This is a genomic window from Kitasatospora sp. NBC_01539 (assembly GCF_045040525.1).
Classification (GTDB): Bacteria; Actinomycetota; Actinomycetes; order Streptomycetales; family Streptomycetaceae; genus Kitasatospora.
In genome coordinates, this window is sequence record NZ_CP109390.1 from 48,526 (window position 1) to 72,290 (window position 23,765).

The 23,765-nt window shown below is 73.6% G+C and carries 22 protein-coding genes and 3 pseudogenes; 21 read left to right on the forward strand and 4 right to left on the reverse strand.

The genetic code is table 11. The features are described from left to right. Nucleotides 1–9: 9 nt before the first annotated feature. The 10 genes and pseudogenes from OG335_RS00200 to OG335_RS00245 form a co-directional block, all read left to right on the forward strand. The gene (locus OG335_RS00200) at nucleotides 10–903 is read left to right on the forward strand and encodes a diiron oxygenase (RefSeq protein ID WP_405008926.1); all 894 of its coding nucleotides are present in this window, start codon (nucleotides 10–12) and stop codon (nucleotides 901–903) included. Nucleotides 904–986: 83 nt separating this feature from the next. Continuing rightward, complete coding sequence (locus tag OG335_RS00205) at nucleotides 987–1,847, forward strand: aminoacyl--tRNA ligase-related protein (RefSeq protein ID WP_405008927.1); 861 nt, start codon at nucleotides 987–989, stop codon at nucleotides 1,845–1,847. Beyond that, nucleotides 1,834–2,901 carry an NAD(P)H-dependent flavin oxidoreductase gene (locus OG335_RS00210; RefSeq protein ID WP_405008928.1) on the forward strand — a complete coding sequence of 356 codons (1,068 nt, stop codon included), beginning with the start codon at nucleotides 1,834–1,836 and terminating at the stop codon, nucleotides 2,899–2,901. Before OG335_RS00205 ends, OG335_RS00210 begins: the two co-directional genes overlap by 14 nt. Next, nucleotides 2,880–3,509 (forward strand): holo-ACP synthase, encoded by a 630-nt coding sequence (locus tag OG335_RS00215; protein ID WP_405008929.1) that lies wholly within the window; start codon nucleotides 2,880–2,882, stop codon nucleotides 3,507–3,509. The genes OG335_RS00210 and OG335_RS00215 overlap by 22 nt, the downstream gene beginning before the upstream one ends. Next, complete coding sequence (locus OG335_RS00220; RefSeq protein ID WP_405008930.1) at nucleotides 3,482–3,790, forward strand: acyl carrier protein; 309 nt, start codon at nucleotides 3,482–3,484, stop codon at nucleotides 3,788–3,790. The genes OG335_RS00215 and OG335_RS00220 overlap by 28 nt, the downstream gene beginning before the upstream one ends. Beyond that, entirely contained in the window at nucleotides 3,787–5,016 is a 1,230-nt protein-coding gene (locus OG335_RS00225; RefSeq protein ID WP_405008931.1) for a hypothetical protein, read from the forward strand. Before OG335_RS00220 ends, OG335_RS00225 begins: the two co-directional genes overlap by 4 nt. 43 nt (nucleotides 5,017–5,059) lie before the next feature. Next, complete coding sequence (locus OG335_RS00230) at nucleotides 5,060–5,800, forward strand: class I SAM-dependent methyltransferase (RefSeq protein ID WP_405008932.1); 741 nt, start codon at nucleotides 5,060–5,062, stop codon at nucleotides 5,798–5,800. 85 nt (nucleotides 5,801–5,885) lie between these two features. Beyond that, nucleotides 5,886–6,200: a hypothetical protein gene (locus tag OG335_RS00235; protein ID WP_405008933.1), complete on the forward strand. Its 315-nt coding sequence runs from the start codon at nucleotides 5,886–5,888 to the stop codon at nucleotides 6,198–6,200. 94 nt (nucleotides 6,201–6,294) lie between these two features. Beyond that, nucleotides 6,295–7,632: pseudogene (locus OG335_RS00240) on the forward strand (polysaccharide lyase family 1 protein); the annotation flags it as partial. Between the two features lie 108 nt (nucleotides 7,633–7,740). Then, nucleotides 7,741–8,670 (forward strand): annotated as a pseudogene (locus OG335_RS00245) (pectinesterase family protein); the annotation flags it as partial. 316 nt (nucleotides 8,671–8,986) lie between these two features. Here OG335_RS00245 and OG335_RS00250 read toward each other — a convergent pair. Continuing rightward, entirely contained in the window at nucleotides 8,987–9,595 is a 609-nt protein-coding gene (locus tag OG335_RS00250; RefSeq protein WP_405008934.1) for a hypothetical protein, read from the reverse strand. 196 nt (nucleotides 9,596–9,791) lie between these two features. On the opposite strand from OG335_RS00250, the gene OG335_RS00255 reads away from it, so the two are divergent. From OG335_RS00255 to OG335_RS00275, 5 genes are all read left to right on the forward strand, one after another. Next, a complete protein-coding gene (locus OG335_RS00255) occupies nucleotides 9,792–10,670 on the forward strand; it encodes a GyrI-like domain-containing protein (RefSeq protein WP_405008935.1) in 879 nt (292 codons plus the stop codon). 363 nt (nucleotides 10,671–11,033) lie between these two features. Next, nucleotides 11,034–12,326 (forward strand): chitinase, encoded by a 1,293-nt coding sequence (locus OG335_RS00260; RefSeq protein ID WP_405008936.1) that lies wholly within the window; start codon nucleotides 11,034–11,036, stop codon nucleotides 12,324–12,326. 436 nt (nucleotides 12,327–12,762) lie between these two features. Then, nucleotides 12,763–13,029, forward strand: coding sequence for a hypothetical protein (locus tag OG335_RS00265; protein ID WP_405008937.1), 267 nt, complete (start codon nucleotides 12,763–12,765; stop codon nucleotides 13,027–13,029). Nucleotides 13,030–13,479: 450 nt separating this feature from the next. Then, nucleotides 13,480–14,550, forward strand: a complete 1,071-nt coding sequence (locus tag OG335_RS00270) for a glycoside hydrolase family 43 protein (protein ID WP_405008938.1) — start codon at nucleotides 13,480–13,482, stop codon at nucleotides 14,548–14,550. 349 nt (nucleotides 14,551–14,899) lie between these two features. Next, nucleotides 14,900–16,039 (forward strand): Rieske 2Fe-2S domain-containing protein, encoded by a 1,140-nt coding sequence (locus tag OG335_RS00275; protein ID WP_405008939.1) that lies wholly within the window; start codon nucleotides 14,900–14,902, stop codon nucleotides 16,037–16,039. 99 nt (nucleotides 16,040–16,138) lie between these two features. On the opposite strand, the gene OG335_RS00280 is transcribed toward OG335_RS00275, so the two are convergent. Beyond that, nucleotides 16,139–17,038: a lytic polysaccharide monooxygenase gene (locus tag OG335_RS00280; protein ID WP_405008940.1), complete on the reverse strand. Its 900-nt coding sequence runs from the start codon at nucleotides 17,036–17,038 to the stop codon at nucleotides 16,139–16,141. Between the two features lie 280 nt (nucleotides 17,039–17,318). Beyond that, complete coding sequence (locus OG335_RS00285; protein WP_405008941.1) at nucleotides 17,319–17,561, reverse strand: hypothetical protein; 243 nt, start codon at nucleotides 17,559–17,561, stop codon at nucleotides 17,319–17,321. A 185-nt stretch (nucleotides 17,562–17,746) separates the two neighbouring features. Between OG335_RS00285 and OG335_RS00290 the strand changes: the two genes are divergently transcribed. Both OG335_RS00290 and OG335_RS00295 read left to right on the forward strand, forming a co-directional pair. Beyond that, nucleotides 17,747–19,015 carry a trans-sulfuration enzyme family protein gene (locus OG335_RS00290; RefSeq protein ID WP_405008942.1) on the forward strand — a complete coding sequence of 423 codons (1,269 nt, stop codon included), beginning with the start codon at nucleotides 17,747–17,749 and terminating at the stop codon, nucleotides 19,013–19,015. A 98-nt stretch (nucleotides 19,016–19,113) separates the two neighbouring features. After that, nucleotides 19,114–19,485 carry a ClpX C4-type zinc finger protein gene (locus OG335_RS00295; RefSeq protein ID WP_405008943.1) on the forward strand — a complete coding sequence of 124 codons (372 nt, stop codon included), beginning with the start codon at nucleotides 19,114–19,116 and terminating at the stop codon, nucleotides 19,483–19,485. Nucleotides 19,486–19,582: 97 nt separating this feature from the next. Here the strand turns inward: OG335_RS00295 and OG335_RS00300 are convergent. Further along, nucleotides 19,583–20,313: pseudogene (locus OG335_RS00300) on the reverse strand (SDR family oxidoreductase). Between the two features lie 105 nt (nucleotides 20,314–20,418). On the opposite strand from OG335_RS00300, the gene OG335_RS00305 reads away from it, so the two are divergent. The 4 genes from OG335_RS00305 to OG335_RS00320 all read left to right on the forward strand — a co-directional run bounded on the left by OG335_RS00305 (nucleotide 20,419) and on the right by OG335_RS00320 (nucleotide 23,624). Next, nucleotides 20,419–21,033, forward strand: a complete 615-nt coding sequence (locus tag OG335_RS00305) for a TetR/AcrR family transcriptional regulator (protein WP_405008944.1) — start codon at nucleotides 20,419–20,421, stop codon at nucleotides 21,031–21,033. Nucleotides 21,034–21,300: 267 nt separating this feature from the next. After that, nucleotides 21,301–22,476 carry a tyrosinase family protein gene (locus OG335_RS00310; RefSeq protein ID WP_405008945.1) on the forward strand — a complete coding sequence of 392 codons (1,176 nt, stop codon included), beginning with the start codon at nucleotides 21,301–21,303 and terminating at the stop codon, nucleotides 22,474–22,476. A 186-nt stretch (nucleotides 22,477–22,662) separates the two neighbouring features. After that, the gene (locus tag OG335_RS00315; protein WP_405008946.1) at nucleotides 22,663–22,881 is read left to right on the forward strand and encodes a hypothetical protein; all 219 of its coding nucleotides are present in this window, start codon (nucleotides 22,663–22,665) and stop codon (nucleotides 22,879–22,881) included. 404 nt (nucleotides 22,882–23,285) lie between these two features. Next, nucleotides 23,286–23,624: an RNA polymerase-binding protein RbpA gene (locus OG335_RS00320; RefSeq protein ID WP_405008947.1), complete on the forward strand. Its 339-nt coding sequence runs from the start codon at nucleotides 23,286–23,288 to the stop codon at nucleotides 23,622–23,624. The last annotated feature ends 141 nt before the right edge of the window (nucleotides 23,625–23,765 follow it).

Below are 23,765 nucleotides of genomic sequence, written 5' to 3' on the forward strand. Positions count from 1 at the left end.
GGAGGACCCATGACGACCGCCACCAACCCCCAGCCCGTGTGGGACGACGAGGTCGCCACCGCGGTGCAGCGCCTCACCGCCGCCGCCGAGAACGACTACTACAACCCGTACCAGACCTTCGACTGGCCCGACGCGATCCCCGAGGGCGCGCTCTGGATGAGCGAGGACCTGATGACGGTGCACGGCACCGCCGCCGCGGCCGACCTCACGCGCGAGCAGTACCTGGCGCTGGCCAAGTGGGAGAGCGTCAACTTCTACAGCCTCAACGTGCACGGCATCCGCGAGCTCCTCCAGGAGGTCGTGCAGCGCATCCACGCCCCCGGCTACGAGATCCCCACCCCGTTCTTCCACCACTTCCTCGGCGAGGAGAACGAACACATGTGGTTCTTCGCCGAGTTCTGCCTGCGCTACGGCGGCAAGCTCTACCCGAACCGGGCCATGGCCTTCTCCACCGAGAAGCACTCCGCGCTGCTCGACAACTTCATCGTCTTCAGCCGCATCCTGATCTTCGAGCAGATCGTCGACCACTTCAACAGCAGGATGGCCGCCGACACCGCGCTGCCCGAGACCATCCGCGCCATCAACCGCGTGCACCACCAGGACGAGTCCCGCCACATCGCGTTCGGCGCGCAGCTCGTCCGCGCGCTCTGGGCGCGCCTTCAGGAGGCCGGCGACGAGCGGGAGAACGGCCTCGCCCGGCAGTACGTCGAGAAGTACATCGCCACCTCGATCCAGCAGCTGTACAGCGTCGACGTGTACCGCGACGCCGGCATCGCCGACCCGTTCGCGTTCCGCACCCGGCTGCTCGCCGACCCCGCACGGACGGCCGTGCACGAGGCCATCGCCCAGCGCACCACCGCCTTCTACCGCCGCATCGGCCTCCTCGCCCCGACCGCCGGCTGACCCGCCGCACCGCACCGCACCGCACCGCACCCCGCGTTCCCGCCGACGCGCCCCTGCTCGCCCCACCGGACGAAGGTCACCCCATGGCACCGCGCACCGCCGCCCCCGCACTCCTCGACGGCTCCGTCACCCTCCGGAACCCCGGACCCGGCCTGGTCGTGCTCGAACCCGCCCGCGCCGCGCTGCTGCACGAGCTCGACGGCCTCTTCACCGGCCTCGCCGACCTGCTCGGCGCCCCCGGCGTCGTCGGCCCGCCGCTGCTCCCCGCCGACGGCCTCGCCTCGCTCGACTACTTCCGCAACTTCCCGCACCTGGGCGTCGCCGCCGCCCGCTTCCCCGAGGACGCCGTCGACGCGCTCGCGGCCGGCCGCGCCGTCGCCGACCAGCCCGTGCAGCCGACCGGCTACCTGCTGCCCTCCGCCACCTGCTACGGCCTGCTGCTCTCCCTCGCCGGGCAGGAGGTCGGCGACGACCTGCGGCTCACCGCGATCGGCCGGTGCTTCCGCAACGAGGACCACTACGACGGCCTGCGCCGCCTGTGGGGCTTCCACATGCGCGAGGTGCTGTACCTCGGCACCGCCGACGGCGCCCGCGACCACCTCGCCGCCTCCCGGACGTTCATCGACGACCTCGCCGAGCGGCTCGGCGTCCCGCTGACCTACCAGCCCGCCAACGACCCCTTCTACGACCGGACGGGCTCGCGCGCCAAGCTGATGGCGCTCGACCCGGTCAAGTACGAGTTCGTCGCCACCGACGGCACCGCCATCGCCTCCGTCAACCGGCACCGCAACTTCTTCGGCGAGCGGCTCGGCATCACCTCCGACGGGTCGGTCGCGCACAGCAGTTGCACCGCCTTCGGCGTGGAGCGCTGGGTGCACGCCATGGTGCTCGCGCACGGCACGCCGGAGCGCGCCCTGGAGCGGGTCCTCGATGTCCGCGGCTGACCCGGCTGACCCGACCCAGACCCAGATCCAGACCCCGGCTCCGGTTCTTGCCGCCGTTCCCGCTCCGGCCGAGGCCGCCGCCCGGGGCTGCCGGGCCCTCGGCACCGACCTGCCGCTCGTCCAGGCCGGCATGGGCGGGATCGCCTCCCCGGCCCTCGCCGCGGCCGTCAGCGACGCCGGCGCCCTCGGCACCGTCGCGCTGTACCGCAGCGACGGCCCGCAGAGCGCCGCCCTGATCGCCGACACCGCCCGCCGCACCGGCCGTGGCTTCGGGGTCAACGTCATCCCCGAGGTCGCCGGCCGGGTGCTCGCCGAGCAGGTGCGGGCCCTGATGGAGACCGCCGACCGGCCGCTGCTGCTCAACAGCTACGGCCTGCCGCCCGAGCAGCACGTCCGCGAGGTCCTGGCGGCCGGCCACCGGCTGCTCGTGCAGGTCGGCACCGCCGCCGACGCCGCGGCCGCCGCCGACCTCGGCGCCCACGCGATCGTGCTGCAGGGCGTCGAGGCGGGCGGCCACCACCTGGGCGGCGGCTCCACCGCCGACCTGCTCGCCGCCTACGACCTGGCACCCCCGGTGTTCGTCGCCGGCGCCGTCGCCACCGGCGCCGACCTGGTCGAGGCGCTGCGCGCCGGGGCGAACGGCGCGCTGTGCGGCACGGCGTTCGTCGCCACCGCCGAGTCCGCGGCGCACGACGCCTACAAGCGGGCACTGGTCGGGGCCGGCCCCGGCGACACCGTGGTCACCGAACGCTTCTCCATCGGCTGGCCCGGACGGTCGCACCGGGTGCTGCGCAGCCCCGTCACGGAGGCGGCCGAGCCGCCGCCCGCCACGTTCGTCGCCTGGACGACCGTGATGGGCGCCCGCCGTCCGGTGCCCCGGGGGTCGGCCGCCGCGCCGACCGTCGAGGCCGACGGCCGGGTCGACGAGATGGCCCGGTACGCGGGCCTGGGCTGCGGGCGGGTGACCGCGATCGAGCCCGCCGCCGTGGTGGTCGCCCGCTTCCGCGCCGAGTACCGGCAGGCGCTGGCCGCGTGCGCGTCCCCCGCCCGGTGACGGCGTCCTGGGACACCGTGCCCGCCGACCGGACGCTGCACGCGATGCTGGACCGCCTGGTCGGCCCGGGCGCGGTCACCCCGGGCGCGGTCGGCCGGGGTGCGAGGGCCGTCGCGCCCAGGGTCGGCGTCGACCTGGTGCACATCCCGCGGGTCCGCGCGCTCGCCGAGCGCCACGGCGCGCGCTGGCTGGCCGACCACTTCACCGAGCGCGAGCAGGCCGAGCTCGCCGTGGTCCGCGGAGGCCGGGCCGCCACCCTGGCCGGACGGATCGCCGCGAAGGAGGCGTTCATCAAGCTGCTGGCGCCGCGCAGTCGCCTCGTGCTCACCAGGGACATCGAGGTGCTGCGTGCCCCGGGCGGCGCACCGCTGGCCCGCCCCGCGGCCGGAGCGCTGGCCGAGCTCCGCAGCAGCGGCATCGACCACTGGTCGCTGAGCATCACCCACGAGGGGGAGTGGGCGCTGGCCGTCGCCGTCGGCAGCCGCCCGGTCCCGGCCCCCGATCCCCTCGCACCCCTGCCCGACCCCGACACCGACCCCCTGCCCGACCCCGACCCACGACCCGCACCGGAGGAGCCGTCATGCAGCAGATCGCCGAGTGGATCCTGAGCAAGAACCCCGAACTCGACCGCGAGATCACCCGCGACGAGGACCTCATCGAGGGCCGGCTGATCGACTCGCTGGACTTCCTGGAGTTCATCTACCTCCTGGAGAGCCTGTCCGGCGAGGTCATCGACCTGCAGGAGGTCAGCATCGACGACTTCCGCACCCTCACCCGCATCCAGGAGCGGTTCCTGGCCGGCACCGCAGCGGCAGCCGCATCCGCATCCGGCGTCACAGCCGGTGCCGGTGCCGGTGCCGCCGACGTGCCGCAGCCGGCGGGCCGGTGAGCGCCGCCGCCGTCCGGTTCGGCAGCTGCGACGCCGAGCGCCTCTGGCGGCCGACCGGGCAGGCGGCGCTGCCCGCCCTGCGCGACCCCCACGCCGAGCTGCTGCTCGGCGGCATGGACGAACTCCTCGCCGTGCTGTGCGGACCCGACGACGTGCTGGTGACCCGCCACCGCGCGCCCGCCGCCTTCGCCGAGGTCATGCGGGAGGCCGGGTTCGGCGCGCGCCACGTCACCGCCCCCGGCCCGGCGGACCTGCCCGTCGAACAGCGGCTCGCCGAGCACGGCCTGCCTGGCCTGGAGGGCGCTGCCGCGCAGCCGTACGCCGTGGTGCCCGGCACGCACGAGGCCGCCCGGCGGCTCGGCCTCGCCGGCACCCTGCCGGACCCGGACGCCGTGCGGCGGGTCAACTCCAAGACCTGGTCGACCCTGCTCGGCCTGCCCGGCTCCGGACGCGTCGTCACCACCCTGGCCGAACTCGACGAGGCGGCCACCGTGCCCTGCGTCCTCAAGGACCCGTACGGCGTCGCCGGGCAGGGCAACAGGGTGGTCGACTCGCCGGCCCGGCTCGCCCTCGTGCGGCGCGGCCTCGAACGCCTCCCGCAGGACGGCCTGGAACTCGTCGTGCAGCCGCTGTACGAGCGCGGCGACGACTTCGCCGCGCACCTGGTCGTCGCCCCGGACGGCGGCACACGGTGGCTGGGGGTGCGCCGGCTCGTCAACGAGGGGCACTCCTTCCGCGGCTCCGGGCCGGTCACCGCCGAGCTGATGCACCGCCTGGACCGCGCGGGCTACCGCGAGACCGTGGAGAAGGTCGCCGCGGCGGCCGCCGCCGAGGGCTACCACGGCCCGCTGACCGTCGACTCGATGACCACGGCCGACGGCACCCTGGTGCCCGTGCTGGAGGTCAACGCGCGGCTCTCCCCGGGCCTGATCGCCCTGCACCTCGGCGCGCCGCTGCGCATGGCCTTCGTCAAGGTCGGCGACGAGCGGTTCTTCGAACGGTTCGTCCAGGCGCTGGCGGAACGCGGCCGACTCGCCGTCGGCGGCCGCCCGGGCATCCTGCCGCTCGCCGCGTCGACGCTCGTCCCGCCGCGCGGCTGGCTGTTCTACGCCGTGCTCGGCGAGGACACCGCCGACGGCCGGGAGACTGCCGACGGCCGGGACACCGCCGGTGGCGCGACCGGCGCCGACCGGTGCGTCGCCGAGGTCCTGGCGGCGCTCACGTGACGGACCGGACCCGAACGGCCCTCGACACCACGGAGGATGACACATGGCAGCAGTTCCGCACGACACCCGCGCCGCCGAGGAGTACCGCCTCGCACGCGAGATCCCGCGCGACGGCCTGACGGCCTGGCGCACCGCGATCGGCGAGGCCGCCCGGCTCAAGCCCGGCATGACGGTGCTCGACGTCGGGGCCGGCACCGGCGCCTTCGCCACCGCGTTCCGCGACTGGTACGGCGTGCGGGTGCTGGCCGTCGAACCCGCCGAGGCGATGCGCGCCCTCATCCCGGTCGGCGGGGGCGTCGAGGTGTTCGACGGGCGCGGCGAGGCCCTGCCGGTGCCGGACGGCTGCGCCGACGCGGCCTGGCTCGGTTCGGTGGTGCACCACCTGTCGGACCTGGGGGCGACCGCCCGCGAACTCCGGCGCGCCCTGCGGCCCGGCGCGCCGGTGCTCGTCCGCAACGCCTTCCCGGGCCGGTACGGCCGCGACCTGCGGGTGCGCTTCTTCCCGGAGACCGCCGACGGGATCGACGACTACCCGACCGTCGACCGGCTCTGCGCGGCGTTCGCCGAGGCCGGCTTCGCCCGCGTGTCGCTGGACGCACTGCCGCAGCAGAACGCCCCCACGCTCGCCGAGTTCGCCCGGCGGATCCGCCGCGGCGCCGACTCCAAGCTCAAGGCGCTCGACGATGCGCAGTTCGAGGCGGGCATGGAGCGGTTGCGCGCCGCCGCCGCGGCGGACCCCGCCGAGCCGGCGACCAGCTGGATGGACCTGCTGGTCCTGGCCTGAGGCGGCCGCGGGCGGAGGCCGCCGGTGCGCCGTCCCGGCGTTGCAGCGGAGGGTGGTCGAGGATCTCGACGTACATGATCCGCCCGTGCACGACGTCGAGGTTCAGCATGCCGTGTTCGGGCAGCAGCGCGACGCACCGGTGGCCCTCCCCGTAGGGGTGGCCCGGCCGGTGCTCGGCGGTGCGGATGCTCTGGCAGAAGTCGTCGCCGCAGCCGCACGCATCGACCAGGCGGAGGTCCCACGCACAGACGGCCAGTTCGCGTTCGCCCTCCCGCTCCAGGAGGGTGGTCAGCTCCGCGACAAGGCCGGGGTACGTCTCACGGAGGAGGGGGTGGTCCGGCGGCATGAGGAGAGGTTAGCCGGACCAGGGCTCCGGAGCTACGGAGTTGTCGGCCCGTGAGGTCCGCGACCCTTCTCCGGACCGGCGGCAACCTTCCCGTCCCCGGCGGCGACCGAGGGGTGAACAGTACACCTCACCCCAAGGAGCACCCGGCATGCCCGCTTCCCCGCACCGCCGCCCCACCGGTCGCCGACGTCTCGCCCTGATCGGCGCCGCCGCCGTGGCCGCGGCCGGCCTCGGCGCCGTGCCGCTGGTCATGAACGCAGACGCCGCCGCCACCGACCTCGCCCACGCCGTGCTGCCGGCGAAGGACGGCTGGGCCGCGAGCGGCTCCGGCACCACCGGCGGCCGCGACGCCGACGCCGCGCACGTCTTCACCGTCTCCACCCGCGCGGAACTCGTGAAGGCGTTGAAGGCCGGCCCGGCCGACGCGCCGCGGATCATCCGGGTGAAGGGCGTCGTCGACGCCAACACCGACGACGCGGGCAAGCCGCTGACCTGCGCCGACTACGCGGCGGGCACCGGCTACTCGCTGACCGCTTACCTCAAGGCGTACGACCCCGCCGTGTGGGGCCGGTCCACGGTGCCCTCGGGCGGCCAGGAGAGCGCGCGCAGTGCCGCCCAGGCGAAGCAGGCGGCCCGGGTGGTGCTGAACGTGCCGTCGCGGACCACGATCGTCGGCGTGCCGGGCACGGGCGCGGGGATCACCGGCGGCAACCTGACCGTGAAGAACGCGGACAACGTGATCATCCGCAACCTGGCGTTCACCGACGTCCGCGACTGCTTCCCGCAGTGGGACCCGACCGACGGCTCCACCGGCAACTGGAACTCCGCCTACGACGCCGTCAGCCTCCGCGGCTCCACCCACGTCTGGGCCGACCACAACACGTTCTCCGACGCCCCGCACCACGATGCCGCCAACCCGTCGTACTTCGGCCGCGAGTACCAGGTGCACGACGGCGCGCTCGACATCACCAACGCCTCCGACCTCGTCACCGTCGAGTACAACACGTTCACCGACCACGACAAGACGATGCTGATCGGCAGTAGCGACAAGGACACCAAGCTGCGGGTCACCCTGCACCACAACGTGTTCCGGGGCATCGTCCAGCGCGCGCCGCTGGCCCGGGTCGGCCAGATCCACCTGTACGACAACTACTACGACACCACGCCGCTCGACGGCTACCAGCACTCCTACAGCATCAACTCCCGGGCCGGCGCCCAGATCGTGGCCGAGCACAACTACTGGAAGCTCGCCTCCGGCCGGAAGGCCTCGCAGCTGCTGAGCGGCGACGGCACGGGCGCGGTCGCAGGCAGCGGCAACCTCGTGAACGGCACCGCCACCGACCTGGTCGCCGCCTACAACGCCGTCAACTCCAAGAAGATCAAGACCTCCGTCGGCTGGACGCCGACGCTGACCGCCGGCCTGGAGCGCTCCGCCGCCGGACTGCCCGCCGCCCTCAGGGCCAAGGCCGGTGCCGGGGTGCTCACCGACACCGGCGCGATCGGCACCGCCACCCCGTCGGCGAGCGCCAGGGCCACCGTCGCCGCGTCCCCCTCGGTTGCCGTGGCCGCGGGCCGTACGCTCGCCGTCGCCGCGGACGGCTCGGCCGCGTACCGCACGGTGCAGTCGGCGGTGGACGCGGCCGTGTCCGGTGACACCGTGCTCATCGCCAAGGGCACCTACCGCGAGGTGGTGAACGTGCCGACGGCGAAGAAGGGTTTGACCCTGAAGGGCGCCACCGGCAACGCCGAGGACGTCGTCGTCACGTACGACAACGCGGCCGGCACGAAGAAGGCCGACGGGTCGACGTTCGGCACCGAGGGCAGCGCCACCGTCACCGTCACCGCGAACGACACCCTGCTGACCGGGGTCACCGTCCAGAACACCTTCGAGCGTTCCGCCCACCCCGAGATCACCGCCACCCAGGCGGTGGCCCTCGCCGCCCGCGGCGACCGCCAGCAGTACGTCAACTCCCGCTTCATCGGCCACCAGGACACCGTCCTGAACTGGGCGCCGTCCGCCACCGGCCAGTACCGGCAGTACTTCCGCAACTCCTTCGTCGCCGGCGACGTGGACTTCGTCTTCGGCAACGCCACCGCCGTCTACGACCGCGTGAACATCACCCTCCGCGACCGCGGTGCCGCCGCAGGCGGCAACAACGGATACCTGTCCGCGCCCAACACCGACGCCTCGAAGCCGTACGGGATCCTCGTCACGGACAGCACGATCAACAGCCCGGCCAAGGCGAACACCTTCTACCTCGGCCGCCCGTGGCACCCGTCCGCGAACGCCGTCGGCCAGCTCGTCATCCGCAACACCGCGCTGCCCGCCGCCGTGAAGACGGCGGGCCCCTGGACGGACATGAGCGGCTTCTCCTGGAAGTCCGCCCGCTTCGCCGAGTACGCCAACACCGGCGCCGGCGCTACCGTGAACGCCGACCGGCCGCAGCTCACCGCCGACCAGGCCGCCGTGTACACCGCCCGCCGCTACCTCGCCGGCACCGACGGCTGGAACCCGGTGGGCTGACGACCCCGACCCCGACCCCGACCCCGACCCCGACCCCGACCACGGGGCGCAGGGTCCGGCGCCGGTCCCCGCGCGCCCCTCCGCCGTCCGGCCTGGTCTGCCGCTGACGCTGAAGCGCTCCCGCCGCGTGGCGTCCGTCGGAAGAACCGGTACCAGGGACGTTTGACGGGCGGCAGCCGGGTCGCGAAGAACGGCTTCCAGCCGGGCGCCCCGACCTGTGTCAACCGCCTCTCCCCGGCCGCTCCGGCCGCACGGACCGTCCCTCGACGTCGCTCGCCTTCTGCGTCCATGGAGGCGGGCGACGTCGAGGGGCGGCTCAGGAACGGAAGCCGATGATGCCGAGGCCGGGGTGCTCCTGTGCGGCCCGCATCCAGTCGAGGCACTGCATGACCGCGTCGGCGACGGCGGGCTCCAGCGGCGGGGCGTGGTCCGCCCGCTTGGTGGCCTCGAACTGCTCCAGGGCCTTTTCGATCATGGTGGGGGTCCACTCGCCGCAGCCCGGTGTGAACGTGTAGGGCAGGGGGGACGGCGCGCAGCCGAGGCTGAAGTCCTCGACGGAGACGGCGGTGATGTGCAGGGCCTTCAGCCCCTGGTCGACCACCGACAGCCAGTCGCCCCGGTGCGGGGTGAACGAGGAGTTGTCCAGGAACGCGCCGGTGAGCGCGCACAGCCGCTTGTAGGCGTAGCCGTACTGGAAGGCGTGGTCCTCGCGGTCGGAGAAGGGGCCGCCGTGGACGACGGCGCGGAGTGCCTCGTAGGCGGTGGGGGCGCCCTCACCGATCTCGTGGCCGAAGTAGCTGTCGTCGCGGGCCAGGTCGCGGCCGAAGCCCGTGCGGACCGCTTCGAGCAGCTGCTCGTCGCCGGATCCGACCAGGGCGCGGGTGGCGGCCGTGTCCAGCAGATAGACACTCAGGGAGGAACTCATGCAACGACCCTAGAGGCGGCCACCGACAGCGCGAGGCGCGGCCCGAGGTACGGCTCGACACGGCCCGGTGTCCGACCCGACGTCCGGCCCGGCAGGGCGCGCCGCGGCGGGTACCCGACCGAAGCGGGCACGGTTGGTCGGGTCGGGCAGGGTGGACCCTCCCTACGGTGGACGAACAGAAGGAAGGAGACCGGGCTTGCTGGACCGACTCAACCAGGCGATGGCGTCGATCGAGGAGCACCTCGACGGGACGATCGACGTCGCCGACCTGGCCCGCACCGCGCTGACCTCGGAGTACCACCTGCGGCGGATGTTCTCCGCCCTGGCCGGGCTGCCGCTGTCGGAGTACGTCCGACGGCGCCGCATGACCGTCGCCGGGGCCGAGGTACTCGCCGGGGAACGGACGCTGCTGGAGATCGCGCTGCGCTACGGCTACACGTCGGCGGAGGCGTTCGGCCGTGCGTTCCGCGGAGTGCACGGCATCGGCCCGGGCGAGGCGCGCCGCACCGGCGCCGCCCTGCGGTCCCAGCCCCGGATGTCCTTCCGCCTCGTCGTCGAAGGGAGCACCACCATGCAGTACCGGATCGTGGAGAAGGCGGAGTTCAGGGTCGTCGGCCGGACGGCCCGGGTGCCGCTCGTGCACGAGGGGGCGAACCCGCACATCGCCGTCCTCATCAGAAGCATCGAGCCGGAGACCCTCGGGCGGATCGCCGCGCTCTCCGACCAGGACCCGGACGGGATCGTCTCGGCGGTCGTCCATCTCACCGGCAGCCGCGAGGAGGGAGCCGAACTCGACTACTACCACGCGGCGGTGACGTCCGGCGCCGCGACGGACGACGACCTGGAGGGCCTCGACGTGCTCAGCGTCCCGGCCGGCACCTGGGCCGTCTTCGAGAACCACGGCCCCTTCCCGGCCGCGCTGCAGTACCTGTGGCGCGACGTCTTCACCGAGTGGTTCCCGTCCAACCCGTACGTCACCCGGCCCGGGCCCGAGATCCTGCGGACCCGGCCCACCGAGGACTGGTCGGAGGCGGACGCGCAGCTGTGGATCCCCGTGGACCGGGCACCGGTCTGACGGACGCCCGCGGCGGAGGAGCGGAGGAGCGGAGGAGCGGAGGAGCGGAGGAGCGGGGTGCGGGCGGCGCGGGGGTGCGGGGGCGCTGGCGGCACGGGCGGAGTGGCGGAGGGCGGGGTGCGAGCCGCCGTGCGGAACGTGCAGGTGAGTTGCTGATCGTGCCGGGATTCCGTTCCGGACCTTAAGAGAACCCCAAGCCTTCGCCGGGCCCTTGACCCCCGTAGGTGGTCCAGTCCATTTTATGGAGCAGGCCGGTCCGCGTCCGGGCCGAAGTCCCGCACCGCGCTCCTGCGTTCGTCGTCATCCGTCCCCGGCTCCCGCTTTCGGGCGGCCCCGTACACCCATGCCCGGAGAGGTTCCCCCATGGAACGCACCCCGCTCCGCACCTCCGCACCCGGTCGGCACCGCCGGCGCCGCGGTGCCGTGGCCGTCGGCGTCACCGCCGCCCTCGGCCTGCTGGCCGGCGGCGTCGCCGCCCTGACCGCCGGCAACGACGCGCTCGCCGCAGTCGCCGCCACCGACGCCCTGGGCAGCAACTGGTACGCCTCGGCCCCGTACCTGATGCCCGAGGACAACAGTCCGCCGGACGCGGCCGCGGTGATGGACGCGACCGGCCAGAAGGCCTTCCAGCTGGCGTTCATCCTGGACTCGGGCGGCTGTAAGCCGGCCTGGGGCGGCACCTCCTCGATCGACACCGACACGGTCATGCCCGCCGTGATCCAGAAGATCCGCAGCAAGGGCGGCGACGTCTCGGTCTCCATCGGCGGCTACGGCGGCAACAAGCTCGGCCAGAGCTGCGGCAGCCCGGAGGCGACCGCGGCCGGCTACCAGAAGGTGATCACCAAGTACGCGCTCAAGGCGATCGACTTCGACCTGGAGGAGCCCGAGTACGAGAACACGGCGGCCATCCACAACGAGATCGGCGCCGCGAAGATCCTTCAGCGCGACAACCCCGGTCTGTACATCTCGATCACCACGGCCGGCACCAACGCGGGCACCGGCTGGTTCGGCACCCAGATGCTGAACGAGGCCAAGTCCCAGGGTTTCACCCCGAACAACTACTCGATCATGCCGTTCGACGGCGGGTTCAACGGCGCCGCCGCGCAGACCGACGCGCTGGTGAAGTTCAACCAGATCCTGCAGACCACCTTCGGCTGGAACGAGGCCACCGCGTACGCCCACGAGGGCGTCTCCCTGATGAACGGACGGACGGACGCCGCCGAGTACTTCCGGCAGGCCGACTTCCAGACCGTCCTCGACTTCGCCACCGCGCACAAGCTGGCGCGCTACACCTACTGGTCCGTCAACCGCGACCGCCAGTGCGCCGGCACGGTCGACCCCGGGCTCTCCGGCTCGTGCTCCAGCGTGGCCCAGAACGACTGGGACTTCACGAAGTTCACCGTCCGCTTCGCCGGGGCGACGCCGCCCACCACGCCGCCCACGACGCCGCCGACCAGCCCCCCGCCGGGCAGCCCGAGCCCCAGCCCGACCTCCGGCACCTGCACCCAGCCCGCGTGGAGCGCCACCACGACCTACACCAACGGCAACAAGGTCTCGTACCAGGGCCACAACTACCACGCCAAGTGGTGGACCCTGAACGAGGTTCCGACGGCCAGCGGCCAGTGGGGCGTCTGGGCCGACGACGGCCCCTGCTGACCCCGACACCCTGAGCGTGGACCGGCCCCCGGCAACCCCGGGGGCCGGTCCACGTCGTCATGACGGCGCCTCCCCGCGCCGGGGCGAGGGGGCGCACGACGGCGTCGAGGACGACCGCGGTGCGGGAGCGGTCCCCGAACGGCCGGGATCGCCGGCGGCCCGCGGCCGAGGTCATGGGCGGACACCGGTGTGCCCCTGCCCGTCCCACCGGGGGATGCGCACCGCCCACCGGACCTCGACGGGACCTGCCGCGGGCGGGCAGGTCACCGCGGGCGGGCTGGGGCCCGGACGACCCGGAGCGCGGGCGGCGGTGCACCGGAGGGCCGGCCGGGGCCGCCGTCACGGGCCCGGCGTTCCGGGGCGGAGGGCCGGCAGCCGGACGTGTCCGGAATCGGCCCGGGATGTGCAGGTATCGTGCATCCGGAAGGAGGTACTCATGATTGCTGGCCCGGGCTTCTGGGATCTTGAGATCGAGCGAGCCGGCTGGTCGCGTGTGCTGTCCCCCGGGACGGCCGGCTTCCCGGAGCTCGCGGGGCGCGGCAGTGTGTGGGGCCGCAACTGCTACGTACGCGGCAACGACCGCCTGGTCATCGAGTGGTCGGACCAGGTGTCGATATTCGCCGCCCTCCGCAACGGCAGGCTCTGCCCGGTGGGGTCCGCCGAAGACCTGTCGTCCGCCATAGGAGCAGGCGGCAGGGGTTAGGGCGGCGCGCCGCCGCTGCCCCGGATCGACCGCGGGAGCACCGTGAGGGCGGTGACGTGGCAGGGGTCGTCGATTGTCCTGACGGATGCGGTCACCGATGGGCGGCCCGGGCCCCGGCCCCCGACTCGGTGGTCCACGGCGGTCCCGCATCGTCTCGGGTGGGTGCCGCTGGGGGCGCCGGCGTGTGTGCCGCGGCACGGATGCCGGGGGCGCGGCCGCCGAAAGTATTGACATGCCCAGCGCTGATCGGGATGCTGCGAGAGCGCTCTTCCATCGATGTAAAAGCCGGCCGGAAGCGGCAGGCCGACGTCGGGCCGGGGCGCCTCCCCGCCCTCTGCGATGCGGTCCTGAGCAGACGTCGTCCCCGTGCCCGGGTTCCCCGGCGGCGCGGTCGGCCGGCGGCACGGCGGCGCGGAGCCGATGCCGAGGACCGACGAAGGATCGGGGACCATGAAGCTCTCCCGCCGTCTCTCCGGTGTCGCCGCCGCCGTGCTCTCGGGCGTGCTCGCCGCCGTGCTGTCCGTGTCGTTCGCCGAGCCCGCCGGGGCGGGCCAGACCGGCCTGCGGGCCGCGGACCCGAGCGTGCTCCGGGTCGGCGGCACGTACGTGTCGGTGCAGTCGGCCAACGGCGGGATCGCCGTGCGGCAGGCCTCGTCGACCGCCGGACTGGCCTCGGCGCCCGCCCGGCAGGTGTGGTCGGACACCGCCGGCCGCGGTGAGGTCTGGGCCCCGGAGATCGTGACGGACGGCGGTCGCTACTACATCTACTTCACGGCCGGACGCGGCGCGGCCCACCGGATGTACGTCATCAGCTCCGCCGCCCCCGACAGTGGCTACACCGCCGAGACGAAGCTGGCGCTGCCGGACGACCGGTGGGCCATCGACGGGAGCATGTTCACCTTCAACGGGCAGCGCTGGTTCGTGTGGTCGGGCTGGGCCGGCACCACCGACGTCGAGCAGAACCTCTACATCGCGCGGATGAACGGCCCGACCGCGCCGACCGGCGCGCGGTACGTCATCTCGCAGCCACGGGAGGGCTGGGAGCGCGTGGTCGGCAACCCGTTCATCAACGAAGGGCCCGAGCCCATCAGGGACCCGAACGGGCAACTGCACATCACCTACTCCGCGAACGGAAGTTGGAGCGACCAGTACTGCCTGGCCGACCTGAGGCTCCGGGCGGGCGGCGACCCGACGTACGTGTGGGACTGGTACAAGTCCAACGGCTGCCTCTTCGGCTCCAACCGCTCGACGATGATGGCCGGTTGGGATCCGACGCTGCACGTCGACGGTCCCGGCCACCACAGCTTCGTGCTGCTGAACGGCGACATCGGCACGAGCCCGCCCGCCGGCCCGGCGTTCCCGCTGATGTTCCACGCCGTCCCGAAGGGCACGCCCTACGCGTGGGCGAACCGGTACTGGTACACCGGCACCTTCGCCTGGTGGGGCAACACCACCTACAGCCGCGCCAACGTCCCCGGTCCGACCACGGACACCGGCTGGAGCCTGAAGTTCTTCGAGTAGGCGGCAGTGGTCCGTCCGGGCCCGACCGCGGCTGTGCGCGGCCGTCCCCGGGTGGGTGCGGTGCCGGGGCCGGCCCGGCCGGACACCCCGGCGCGGGCCGCGGACTGCCGCGGTTGCCGTTCCTGCGGCCCGCGGTCACCGTGGGGAGGTGGAAGTCCCACGCGGCCGGCGGATCGCCCCCGGCCCCCGGGATGCCGGATCGACGCGATGCCGCGGGGAGCGCCCGCCGATCGACGGCCGCCCGCGCGGCCCGGCGGCGGGCCTCCCGGCCGCGCCGCGCACGCGCATCCCGGACACCCGGCGACCGGTGCGGCTGCGTCCTCCCGGCCCGAGCGCAAGGGAGCAGGAGATGACCGACGCCCGACCCGGAACGGACCGGCACCCCGTCGGCGGAACGCCGGGGCTCCCGCCGCGGCGGGTGAACGACCGCGGCGACGCCGTCACCGACCTGCGACGCATCGGGATCGACCCGGACTTCTGGTATCCCGTGGCCGTCGCCCGGAAGGTCGCCAAGGGGCGCACCTTCGCCGCCGTCTTCGCCGGTGAGCGGATCGCGCTCTACCGCGGCCGGAGCGGCCGGGTCTACGCCCTGGAGGACCGCTGCGCCCACCGCCAGGTGCCGCTGAGCATGGGCGTCGTGGAGGGCGACGTGCTGCGCTGCTGCTACCACGCCTGGGCCTACCGCGGGAACGGCCACATCTCGCAGATCCCGTACCTGCCCAAGGGGTGCGAGCGGCCGCCGCGCGGCGTGCGGTCGTACCCGGTCCGTGAGGCATACGGCCTGGTGTTCGTCTTCCCCGGCGACCCGGCGAAGGCCGAGACGGCGCCGTTCCCCGTGCTGCCGCAGTACGACGCGGCCTCGCACCGGACGATGACCTTCTCCCGCACCGTGCGGTGCCACTACTCGTTCATGCACGAGAACCTGCTCGACATGAACCACCAGTTCCTGCACCGGGGCGTGCTGGGCAGGATCCAGCCCGAACTCCTCGGCTACGAGAGCGGTCCGCGGTCCGTCGAGGCCCGTTACCTCTTCGTCCCCGCCGGCGGCAGGAAGGACCGCGGAGCCGGCCTCCTGTCCGCCGAGGGGATCGGCGGACGGGAGAGGCCCGACGTCGTCACCATCCGCACCGAGTACCCGTACCAGACCCTCCAGGACGTTCCCGAGGGTGCCGACCTCCCGGCGTTCTCCCTCTGGGCGGCTTACGTGCCGGAGGACGCGGAGCAGCGCACCTGCCACGCCTACGGCCTGCTGATGATCGCGAAGCCGCCGGTGCCCGGCGTGATCCACCTGGCGTGGCCGCTGATCCGGCGCTTCACCGAGCGGGTCTTCGCCCAGGACCGGACGGCGGTCGAGGCCGAGCAGCGGGCCTGGGACGAGCAGGGCGAGGACCGCAACCACGAGGTGTTCCCGCTGATCCTCGACGTTCGCGACGTCCTGCGCTCCAACGGGGTGCCTCTCGGCCCCGAAGCCGTCCGCGCCGAGGCGTAGCCCCGCGGGCCGGGGCCGCCCGCGCGATCCGGCGCCTCCGCGCCCGGGGCCCGTCGGACGCACCGTGCGTCCGACGGGCCCCGGCCGAGACGGTGCGGGCTACGCGGGCACGGCGGCGGTCCGCATGCGGCGGTACAGGAGGACGCCGGATGCGCCCGCCGACACCAGCGCGATGCCCACCACGCCCAGCATGGCGGTGGAGGAGGCCGAGGCGGTGGTGAAGGAGGCCGACGCGGGGGCGGCGGCCTGCGCTCCGGCGGCGGTCACGCCGTGGTCGTGGCGGGCCGTGGACCGGCCGGCGTCGGCGGCGAGCTGCTGCTCGGTCGGGTTGCCCGGGGCGGCCGCCGCGAGGGCGGCGGCACCGGCGGTGCCGCCGAAGTCGACGTCGGCGCAGCCGTAGAACGCCTCCGGGCTGTCGGTCCGCTGCCACACCTGGTACACCAGTTGGCGCCCGGTGCGGCTGGGCAGGGTGCCGCTGAAGGTGTAGTAGCCGTTGGTGGCGGTCCGGCCGGTGGCGTACTCCGCCACGGGGTGGGCGAGGTCGAGGTCGGACCACTTGAGCGGCTGGGTGGGGTTGTAACCGCTGTTGGTGACGTAGAGCGTCATGACGCCCTGGTGGGGGGCGGTGACGCGGAAGTTGAAGGTGGTGACGCCCGCCTTGACGGTGGTGGCCGGCCAGTCCGTGCGGGCCATGTCGAGCGCCTTGTACTTGTCGCGGTTGGCCGAGCACAGCTTGCCGTCCGGGATGATCTGCCGGCTGCGGCCGTTGGCGTCCGCGATGTTGACCTCGTTCCAGTCGTAGAGCGGCTGGGTGCCGCTCATCGCGACGAGGTCCTTGCACACCTGGGACTGGGGGTGCTCCGGTCCCTCGGCGTAGCAGGCGGCGATCCGGCTGGTGGGGCCGTAGAGCGAACCGTGGGCGCCGGCGCTGCCGGCGGCCGTGACCACGACGCCGGCCGTCAGCGCGCCGACGGCCAGGAGTCTGCGGGTCCAGGACATGGTTCTCCTCGGGAGAGATCGGGTCGGTTGTGGGGGACGGCGCAAGCCCGGGGAGCGGCGGGCGGCACGGCGTGGACCCGACACGCCGTGACCGGAAGGGAGCTTAGATTGGCCTATACCAATTGACAAGGGGTCTGGTGTCCAACGGTTCTGACGGCTTGTCCGGCCGGAGGCCACCGGCCCGCGGTCGAGGGCGCGGTTCCTGTGCGGTTCCTGCGCGGGCGTGCACAGGTCGGCAGCCGGCAGCCGTGGGCAGCGGCCGGCGGCCGGTGGCCGGAGCTCAGGGGGTGTGGATTTCGCACGCCGGACCCGGATCGTGGTCGCAGCGGCTGACCGGCACGAGGGAGGCCAGGCCCCACAGGCCCAGGGCCAGGCCGCACAGGACGGGCACGACGACCGCGGCCCGCAGGGCGACGACCGCCTTGGTCCTGCCGTCCAGGCAGCGCACGGTCAGGTGCATCGCGGCCGGGATCCAGATCAGCATCACGGACATCGCCAGGAAGAACCACCCGTTGGTGCTCACCGCAGGATGATGCCCGCGGCGGGGCACCCCCATGCGCGAGCCGTGGCGCACCGTGTCGGCCGTGGGCCGGTGGCAGGAATTGGACGACAGCCTGCGCTTTCGGTGCTGTCGCGGCACGGGTGGGACGGCGGAGGATCGTCGGGGACACCTGTGCGGTGCCCGAGACCGCTCCGGAGGATCCACCGATGTCCCTGGCCGAACCAGCCCCGCCCGTCGACCGTGCGACCCCCGCCGCGGACCGGCACCGGACCGTGGCCGTCCGCCCTCCCGCCCCGCCCGCGGTCCCGGCTCCGGCCGTGGGGCGGGGCGCGGGCCGTCCGGCCGTGCCGCCCGTGCACCGGGCGGCGACCTTCACGTTCGAGTCGTCCGCGGAGTTCGCCGCCGTCATGGCGGACCACACCCTCGGCTACGTCTACAGCCGGATCGACAACCCGACCAGCGACACCTTCGCCGCGGCCGTCGCCGCGCTGGAGGGCGCGGAGGCCGGGCAGCCGTTCTCCTCGGGGATGGCCGCGATCACGACCACGCTGCTCGCCTTCCTCTCCGCGGGCGACCATGTCGTCGCGCAGCGCAGCCTGTACGGCGGCACGCACCACGTGCTCACCCGGCTGCTGCCGCGCTGGGGCATCGGGGTGTCCCTGGTCGACTCGCCGGGAGAGGCGGCCGCCGCGATGTCCGCCACCACCCGCCTGGTGTGGTGCGAGACGATCTCGAACCCGACCCTGCGTGTGGCGGACATCCCCGGCTTCGCCGAGGCCGCGCACCGGGGCGGCGCGCTGCTCGTCGTCGACTCGACCTTCGCCACGCCGTCCGTCTGCCGACCGCTCGCCCTGGGTGCCGACCTCGTGCTCCACTCCGCCACCAAGTACATCGGCGGGCACAGCGACGCCACGGGGGGAGTGGTCGTCGGCGACCGCCGCCACCTGGAGCCCGTCCGGGCCCTGCGGACCGAACTCGGCGGCACCCTGGCCCCGGACGAGGCGTTCCTGCTCCTGCGAGGACTGCAGACGCTGCCGCTGCGCGTCGAGCGGCAGAACCGCACCGCCGCGCTGCTGGCCGCCGCCCTGCACGGGCATCCGGCCGTCGCGGCGGTCGACTTCCCCGGACTCCCGGGCCACCCCGACCACGACCGCGCCGTCGCCCTGTTCGAACCCGGCCGGTTCGGCGGCATCGTCACCGTCACCCCGTACGGCGGCGCGGAGACCGCGCAACGGCTCTGCGACAGCCTGCGGCTGTGCGACATCGTCACCTCCCTCGGCGGCACGACCACCGGCGTGTCCCACGTGGCGTCGACCAGCCACCGCCAGCTGGGGGAGGAGGAACTCGCTGCGGCGGGCATCGCACCCGGCGCGATCCGGATCGCGGTGGGCCTGGAGAACCCGGACGACCTCATCGCCGACTTCGCCGGCGCGCTCGGCGCGCTCGCCGCGCCGCCGCAGGCCGGCCGCGCCTGACGGACCCGGCGCGGGCGGACGCGCCGCCGCACGGTTGTCAGGGTGGCCCTGACGGCGCTAGCCTCCTGTCAGGGAACGCCTGACAGGAGGGGTGCGGCATGTCTGCTGCCACGGCCGAGCACGACGGCCTGCGATGCTCGTTCTGCGGCGCGTCCGAGGCCGAGGTCGACAAGCTGGTCACCGGGCCCGGGGTGTACATCTGCAACAAGTGCGTCGATCTGGCCGGCTCGATCGTGGCGGAGTACCTCGGGAAGCCGGTCGACCTCCGGCTCCCGCTGCGCAGCGAGATGACCGACGAGCAGGTGCTCGACCGGCTCCCGCGCGTCGCTGCGGTCGCGGACCAGGTGGAGGCGGACCTGCGGGGGTGGGTCCAGGAGCTCCGTCGGCGCGGTGTGACCTGGGCGAGGATCGGCGAGGCGCTCGGCATCACCCGCCAGTCGGCCTGGGGGCGGTTCTCCGGCGAGGAGTGACCCCCGGCGCGGGCGTGCGGCAGGGCGGGTTCGTGGCGGTCGCCCCGGGGCGGCGGCGTGGGGGGCGCCCGGTGTCGCGCGGAGGCTGCGTCGCCGCTCAGGCGATGCCGCCGTTGGCGAAGATGACCTGTCCGTTGACCCATCGGCCCGGGCCGGCGAGGAACGCGACGGTCTCGGCGATGTCCTCCGGCGTGGCGATGCGCTCCAGCGGGGGCTGCGCGGCCAGGCGGTCGAGGGTCTCCCGGTCCTTGCCGTCGAGGAAGAGCGGAGTGGCGGTGGGGCCGGGCGCGACCGCGTTGACGGTGATGTCGCGGCCGCGCATCTCGCGGGCCAGCACCAGGGTCATGGCCTCGACGGCGCCCTGCTGGCGGCGTAGGCGGCGTAGCCGGGGTGCAGCCGGGTGACCGAGGTGGAGAACGTGACGATGGCGCCGCCGCCCCGGACACGGCGGGCCGCCTGCTGGGTGACCACGAACGTGCCGCGGATGTTGGTGCGGTGCAGTCGGTCGAGCGCGTCCAGGTCGAAGTCGGCGACCGGTCCGAGGACCATGGCGCCGGCGGTGTGGACCACGACGTCGATCCCGCCGAAGGCGGCGCCGACCGCGTCGAAGGCCTCGGCCATCGCGGCCTCGTCGGCGACGTCGCCGGTCACGGCGATCGCCCGGCCGTCCGTCGCCCCGATGGCGGCGACGGTCTCCTCGGCGGCGGTCCTGTTGCCGGCGTAGTGGACGCCGACCGCCATGCCGTCGGCGGCGAGGCGTCGGGCGACGGCGCGGCCGATGCCGCCGGAGGCGCCGGTGACCAGGGCAACGCGTGCGGTGTCGGACATGGTGATGCCCTCTCTCTTATGAACGCCACGTCCATATAATCACGTTGTGAACGCTGCGTCCATATGTCATCGTGGACCCGGCGGGTCGACACGGGAGGTCAACGCATGCCGGAGCGCCCGGAGCAGGACGAGGCACCGAAGGTCCGGCGCGGCCGCGGCCGGCGCCCCGCGGCGGAGGTACGGGCCGACGCCCTCGACGCGGCCGGAGCCCTGCTGCTCGACAGGGGCATGGCCCAGTTCACCATCGAGGCCGTGGCCGACACGGCAGGCGTCAGCAGGACCACGATCTACAAGTGGTGGCCGTCGAAGGGCGCGCTCGCGCTCGACGGCTACTTCCACGCCGTCGAGTCCGCGCTGACCTTCCCCGACAGCGGCGACATCGAGGCGGACCTGCGGGCACAGCTCCGGGCGTTCGTCCACGTCGTCACCGAGACCCCTGCCGGGCGGGTGATCGCCGAACTCATCGGCCAGGCGCAGACCGACCCCGACCTGTCCGCCGCCCTGCTGGAACGCTACTCCGGCCCGCGCCGCGCGCTCGCGGTGGAGGCGATCGGGCAGGCCCGGTCACGCGGCGAACTGCGCGCCGGCATCGACCCCGAGGTCCTCGTCGACCAGCTCTGGGGCGCCTGCTACCACCGCCTGCTGATGCCCAACCTGCCGCTCACCCGGGCGTTCGCCGACAGCCTGGTCGACAACCTCGTACGCGGCATCAGGGCCTGACCCGCTTGCGGCGGCGGGCGGTTCCCTCCGCGGCCCCGGATTCCGGTACCGGAGGAGGGCCCGCCCGCGCGGCCCCGGTTGCGGTCGCGGCCCCGGCCCCGGCCCCGGTCGCTGTCGCTGTCGCTGTCGCGCGGAGGGTACCGGCGCCGCGGGTCGGACGCCAACGGTGGTTCCCGTGTTGCCCGGTGAGCCGTCCGGGTCGACCCTGAAGCGGGGGTTCGGAGCCCGCACGCGCGGCGCGCGTACGGCAGGACAGCAGGAGCGGCCATGACTCTCGTCCGCAGGAACCAGGCCATGCTGAGTCGCAAGGAGAAAGCCCAATACGTCCAGGCCGTGCTGAAGCTCAAGGAAACGGGCGTCTACGACAACTACATCACCGAGCACGCGGCGATCACCTACTACGGCCACGGCGGTCCGAGCTTCCTCCCCTGGCACAGGGAGTTCCTGCGGAGGTTCGAACTGGACCTGCAGAGCGTCAACCCCGGTGTCACCCTGCCCTACTGGGACTGGACGGTCGACAGGACCGAGAAGGCGTCGATCTGGGACGACGTCTTCATGGGCGGCAACGGGCGTCCGAGCGACGGAATGGTGACGACCGGGCGGTTCTCCGGGACGGAGGGCAACTGGAAGTGTCTCAGGATCGGCGTCGAACCCGATTACCTCACAAGGGAGTTCGGCGTTCAGAGCGATCACCTGCCGACCGGGGACGACGTCGACGAGTGCCTCCAGGTCCTCCCGTACGACGAACCGCCGTGGGACGCGAGGAGCAGGGCGAGCTTCCGCAACTTCCTCGAGGGCGGGATCGGGCCGAACATCCACAACCGGGTGCACCTGTGGGTCGGCGGACAGATGATCCCGCTGAGCTCGCCGAACGACCCGGTGTTCTTCCTGCACCACGCCAACACCGACCGCCTGTGGGCCCAGTGGCAGACCGATCAGCGGGCGCCGTACGAGCCGCAGGAAGGTGCCGAGCAGGGGCAGAACGCGGGCGACCCCATGATTCCCTGGGGCGGCGACACCACCATCGACAGCGTCCTGAACCACCGCGACCTCGACTACATGTACGACAGTGAAGATCCTCTCGCCGAAGGCGACCGCATGCTCCCGGGCGATGTCCTCTATCCCGGCGGCTCGCTGGAGTACCGGGACGGCAAACTCCTCCTGTACACCTTCGAGTACACGCCCGAGGGGGCCCTGGTACTGACCGACATCCGCAACAACCGGGAGATGTGGACCACCGGCCCGCTCCCCGGCATCCCCGGCCTGCTCAGGATGCAGCCGGAGGGCGACCTCGTCGTGTTCGACGGTGACGGCGTCACCAGGAGGTGGAGTTCGCAGACCGCGGGCAACCCCGGCAGCCGCTTCTACGTCACCTACCGCGGTACGGCGGCCATCTACGCCCCGGACCCCGATCGGGAGACCTGGTGGGAGCCGAAGGGCTGACCCGGCACAGGGCGGACGAGGGGGAGGCCCGGCCCCTGCCGCGTTCGGGGATCGTGGGGCGCGCGCTCTGTGGTGCGAATTCTGCCGTCGTTGTCCCCGATCGGGCCGGGCCGTGCGGCGGCAGGTGTGTGATCGCGCTCTGTAACCTGGTCGAGAGTGCGGGCCCCGGGGTGCAAGACTGGGATCATGACCCTCGACCGTCGCAGCCTCGGGCTGCCTGTTTTCTCCGAGCCCGCTGCCGAGCCGCCCCTCCCCGCGCAGAGCGGCGGCCGTCGGCCGTTGCCGGTGGAACAGGGCGCCGCCTTCCGTGAGCCGCCCGGTGAGGACGTGGTCGCGCCTGCCGCGGTCCGCCGCCCTCTCGCCGTCGACGACCTGACCTTCTCGGACCCGGACCGGCCGATCTGACCGGCGGTGGGTGGCCGGCCGTCCGGCAGGTCACCCATGTGTCATCCGGTGCGTACCCCGGCAGGGTCCGGGCCGGCGGGGCACCGTCCCGGGACGGACGCTGCGCCGGTGGCCGGTGGCCGGTGGCCGGTACCGATGACCGGTACCTGGCCGGTACTGATGAGCAGCAGGACCCGGCCGGGCCCGGCGGCCGGAGGGACGGCACCCCGCCGGGCCGCGGCGGCCTCGGCAGCAGCCCCGATCCGGGCCTCCGCGGCGCCGCGAACAGCCGGAGTCTGAGCCGCCGCCGACGGGCCGAGTACCTGCGCGGGGACCGCGGACTGTGTGTGCACCCGCGAGTGGCCTTACGCTTGGCGTCCCCATGCACATCCGAGGCGTGGACATCGTGGCCTAGGAGAGCGAACGTGGCACAGGGACGTAGCGGTATCAGGGGTGCCCGAATCGGGTCGGGGCCGATGGGCGAGCCCGAGCGTGGTGACCTCGCTCCTCGCACACTGGCGTCGTTCTGGTGCGGCAACGGCCACCACACGCAGCTGAGCTTCGCGGTCGAGGCCGTGGTCCCGGAGACGTGGGACTGCCCCCGGTGCGGGTTGCCTGCCGGCCCCGACCCGGACAACGTGCCCGTCGCCTCGGGCAACGCCCCCTACATGACGCACCTGGGCTACGTCCGGCAGCGCCGGACCCAGGAGGACGGCGAGATCCTGCTCAACGAGGCACTGGCCAAGCTGCGCGGGACGATCTGACCGTCCGGGACGGTGCCGGCCGGCTGTCCGGTCGCGCGGGAGCAGGCCCGGACCCGTCCGGAGCGTGCACGCTCCGACCGGGCCGGCCCCGGCCCGGTCGCTCCGCTGCCGGGGTTCACCGCAGGGTGAGCGGCGGCTCTG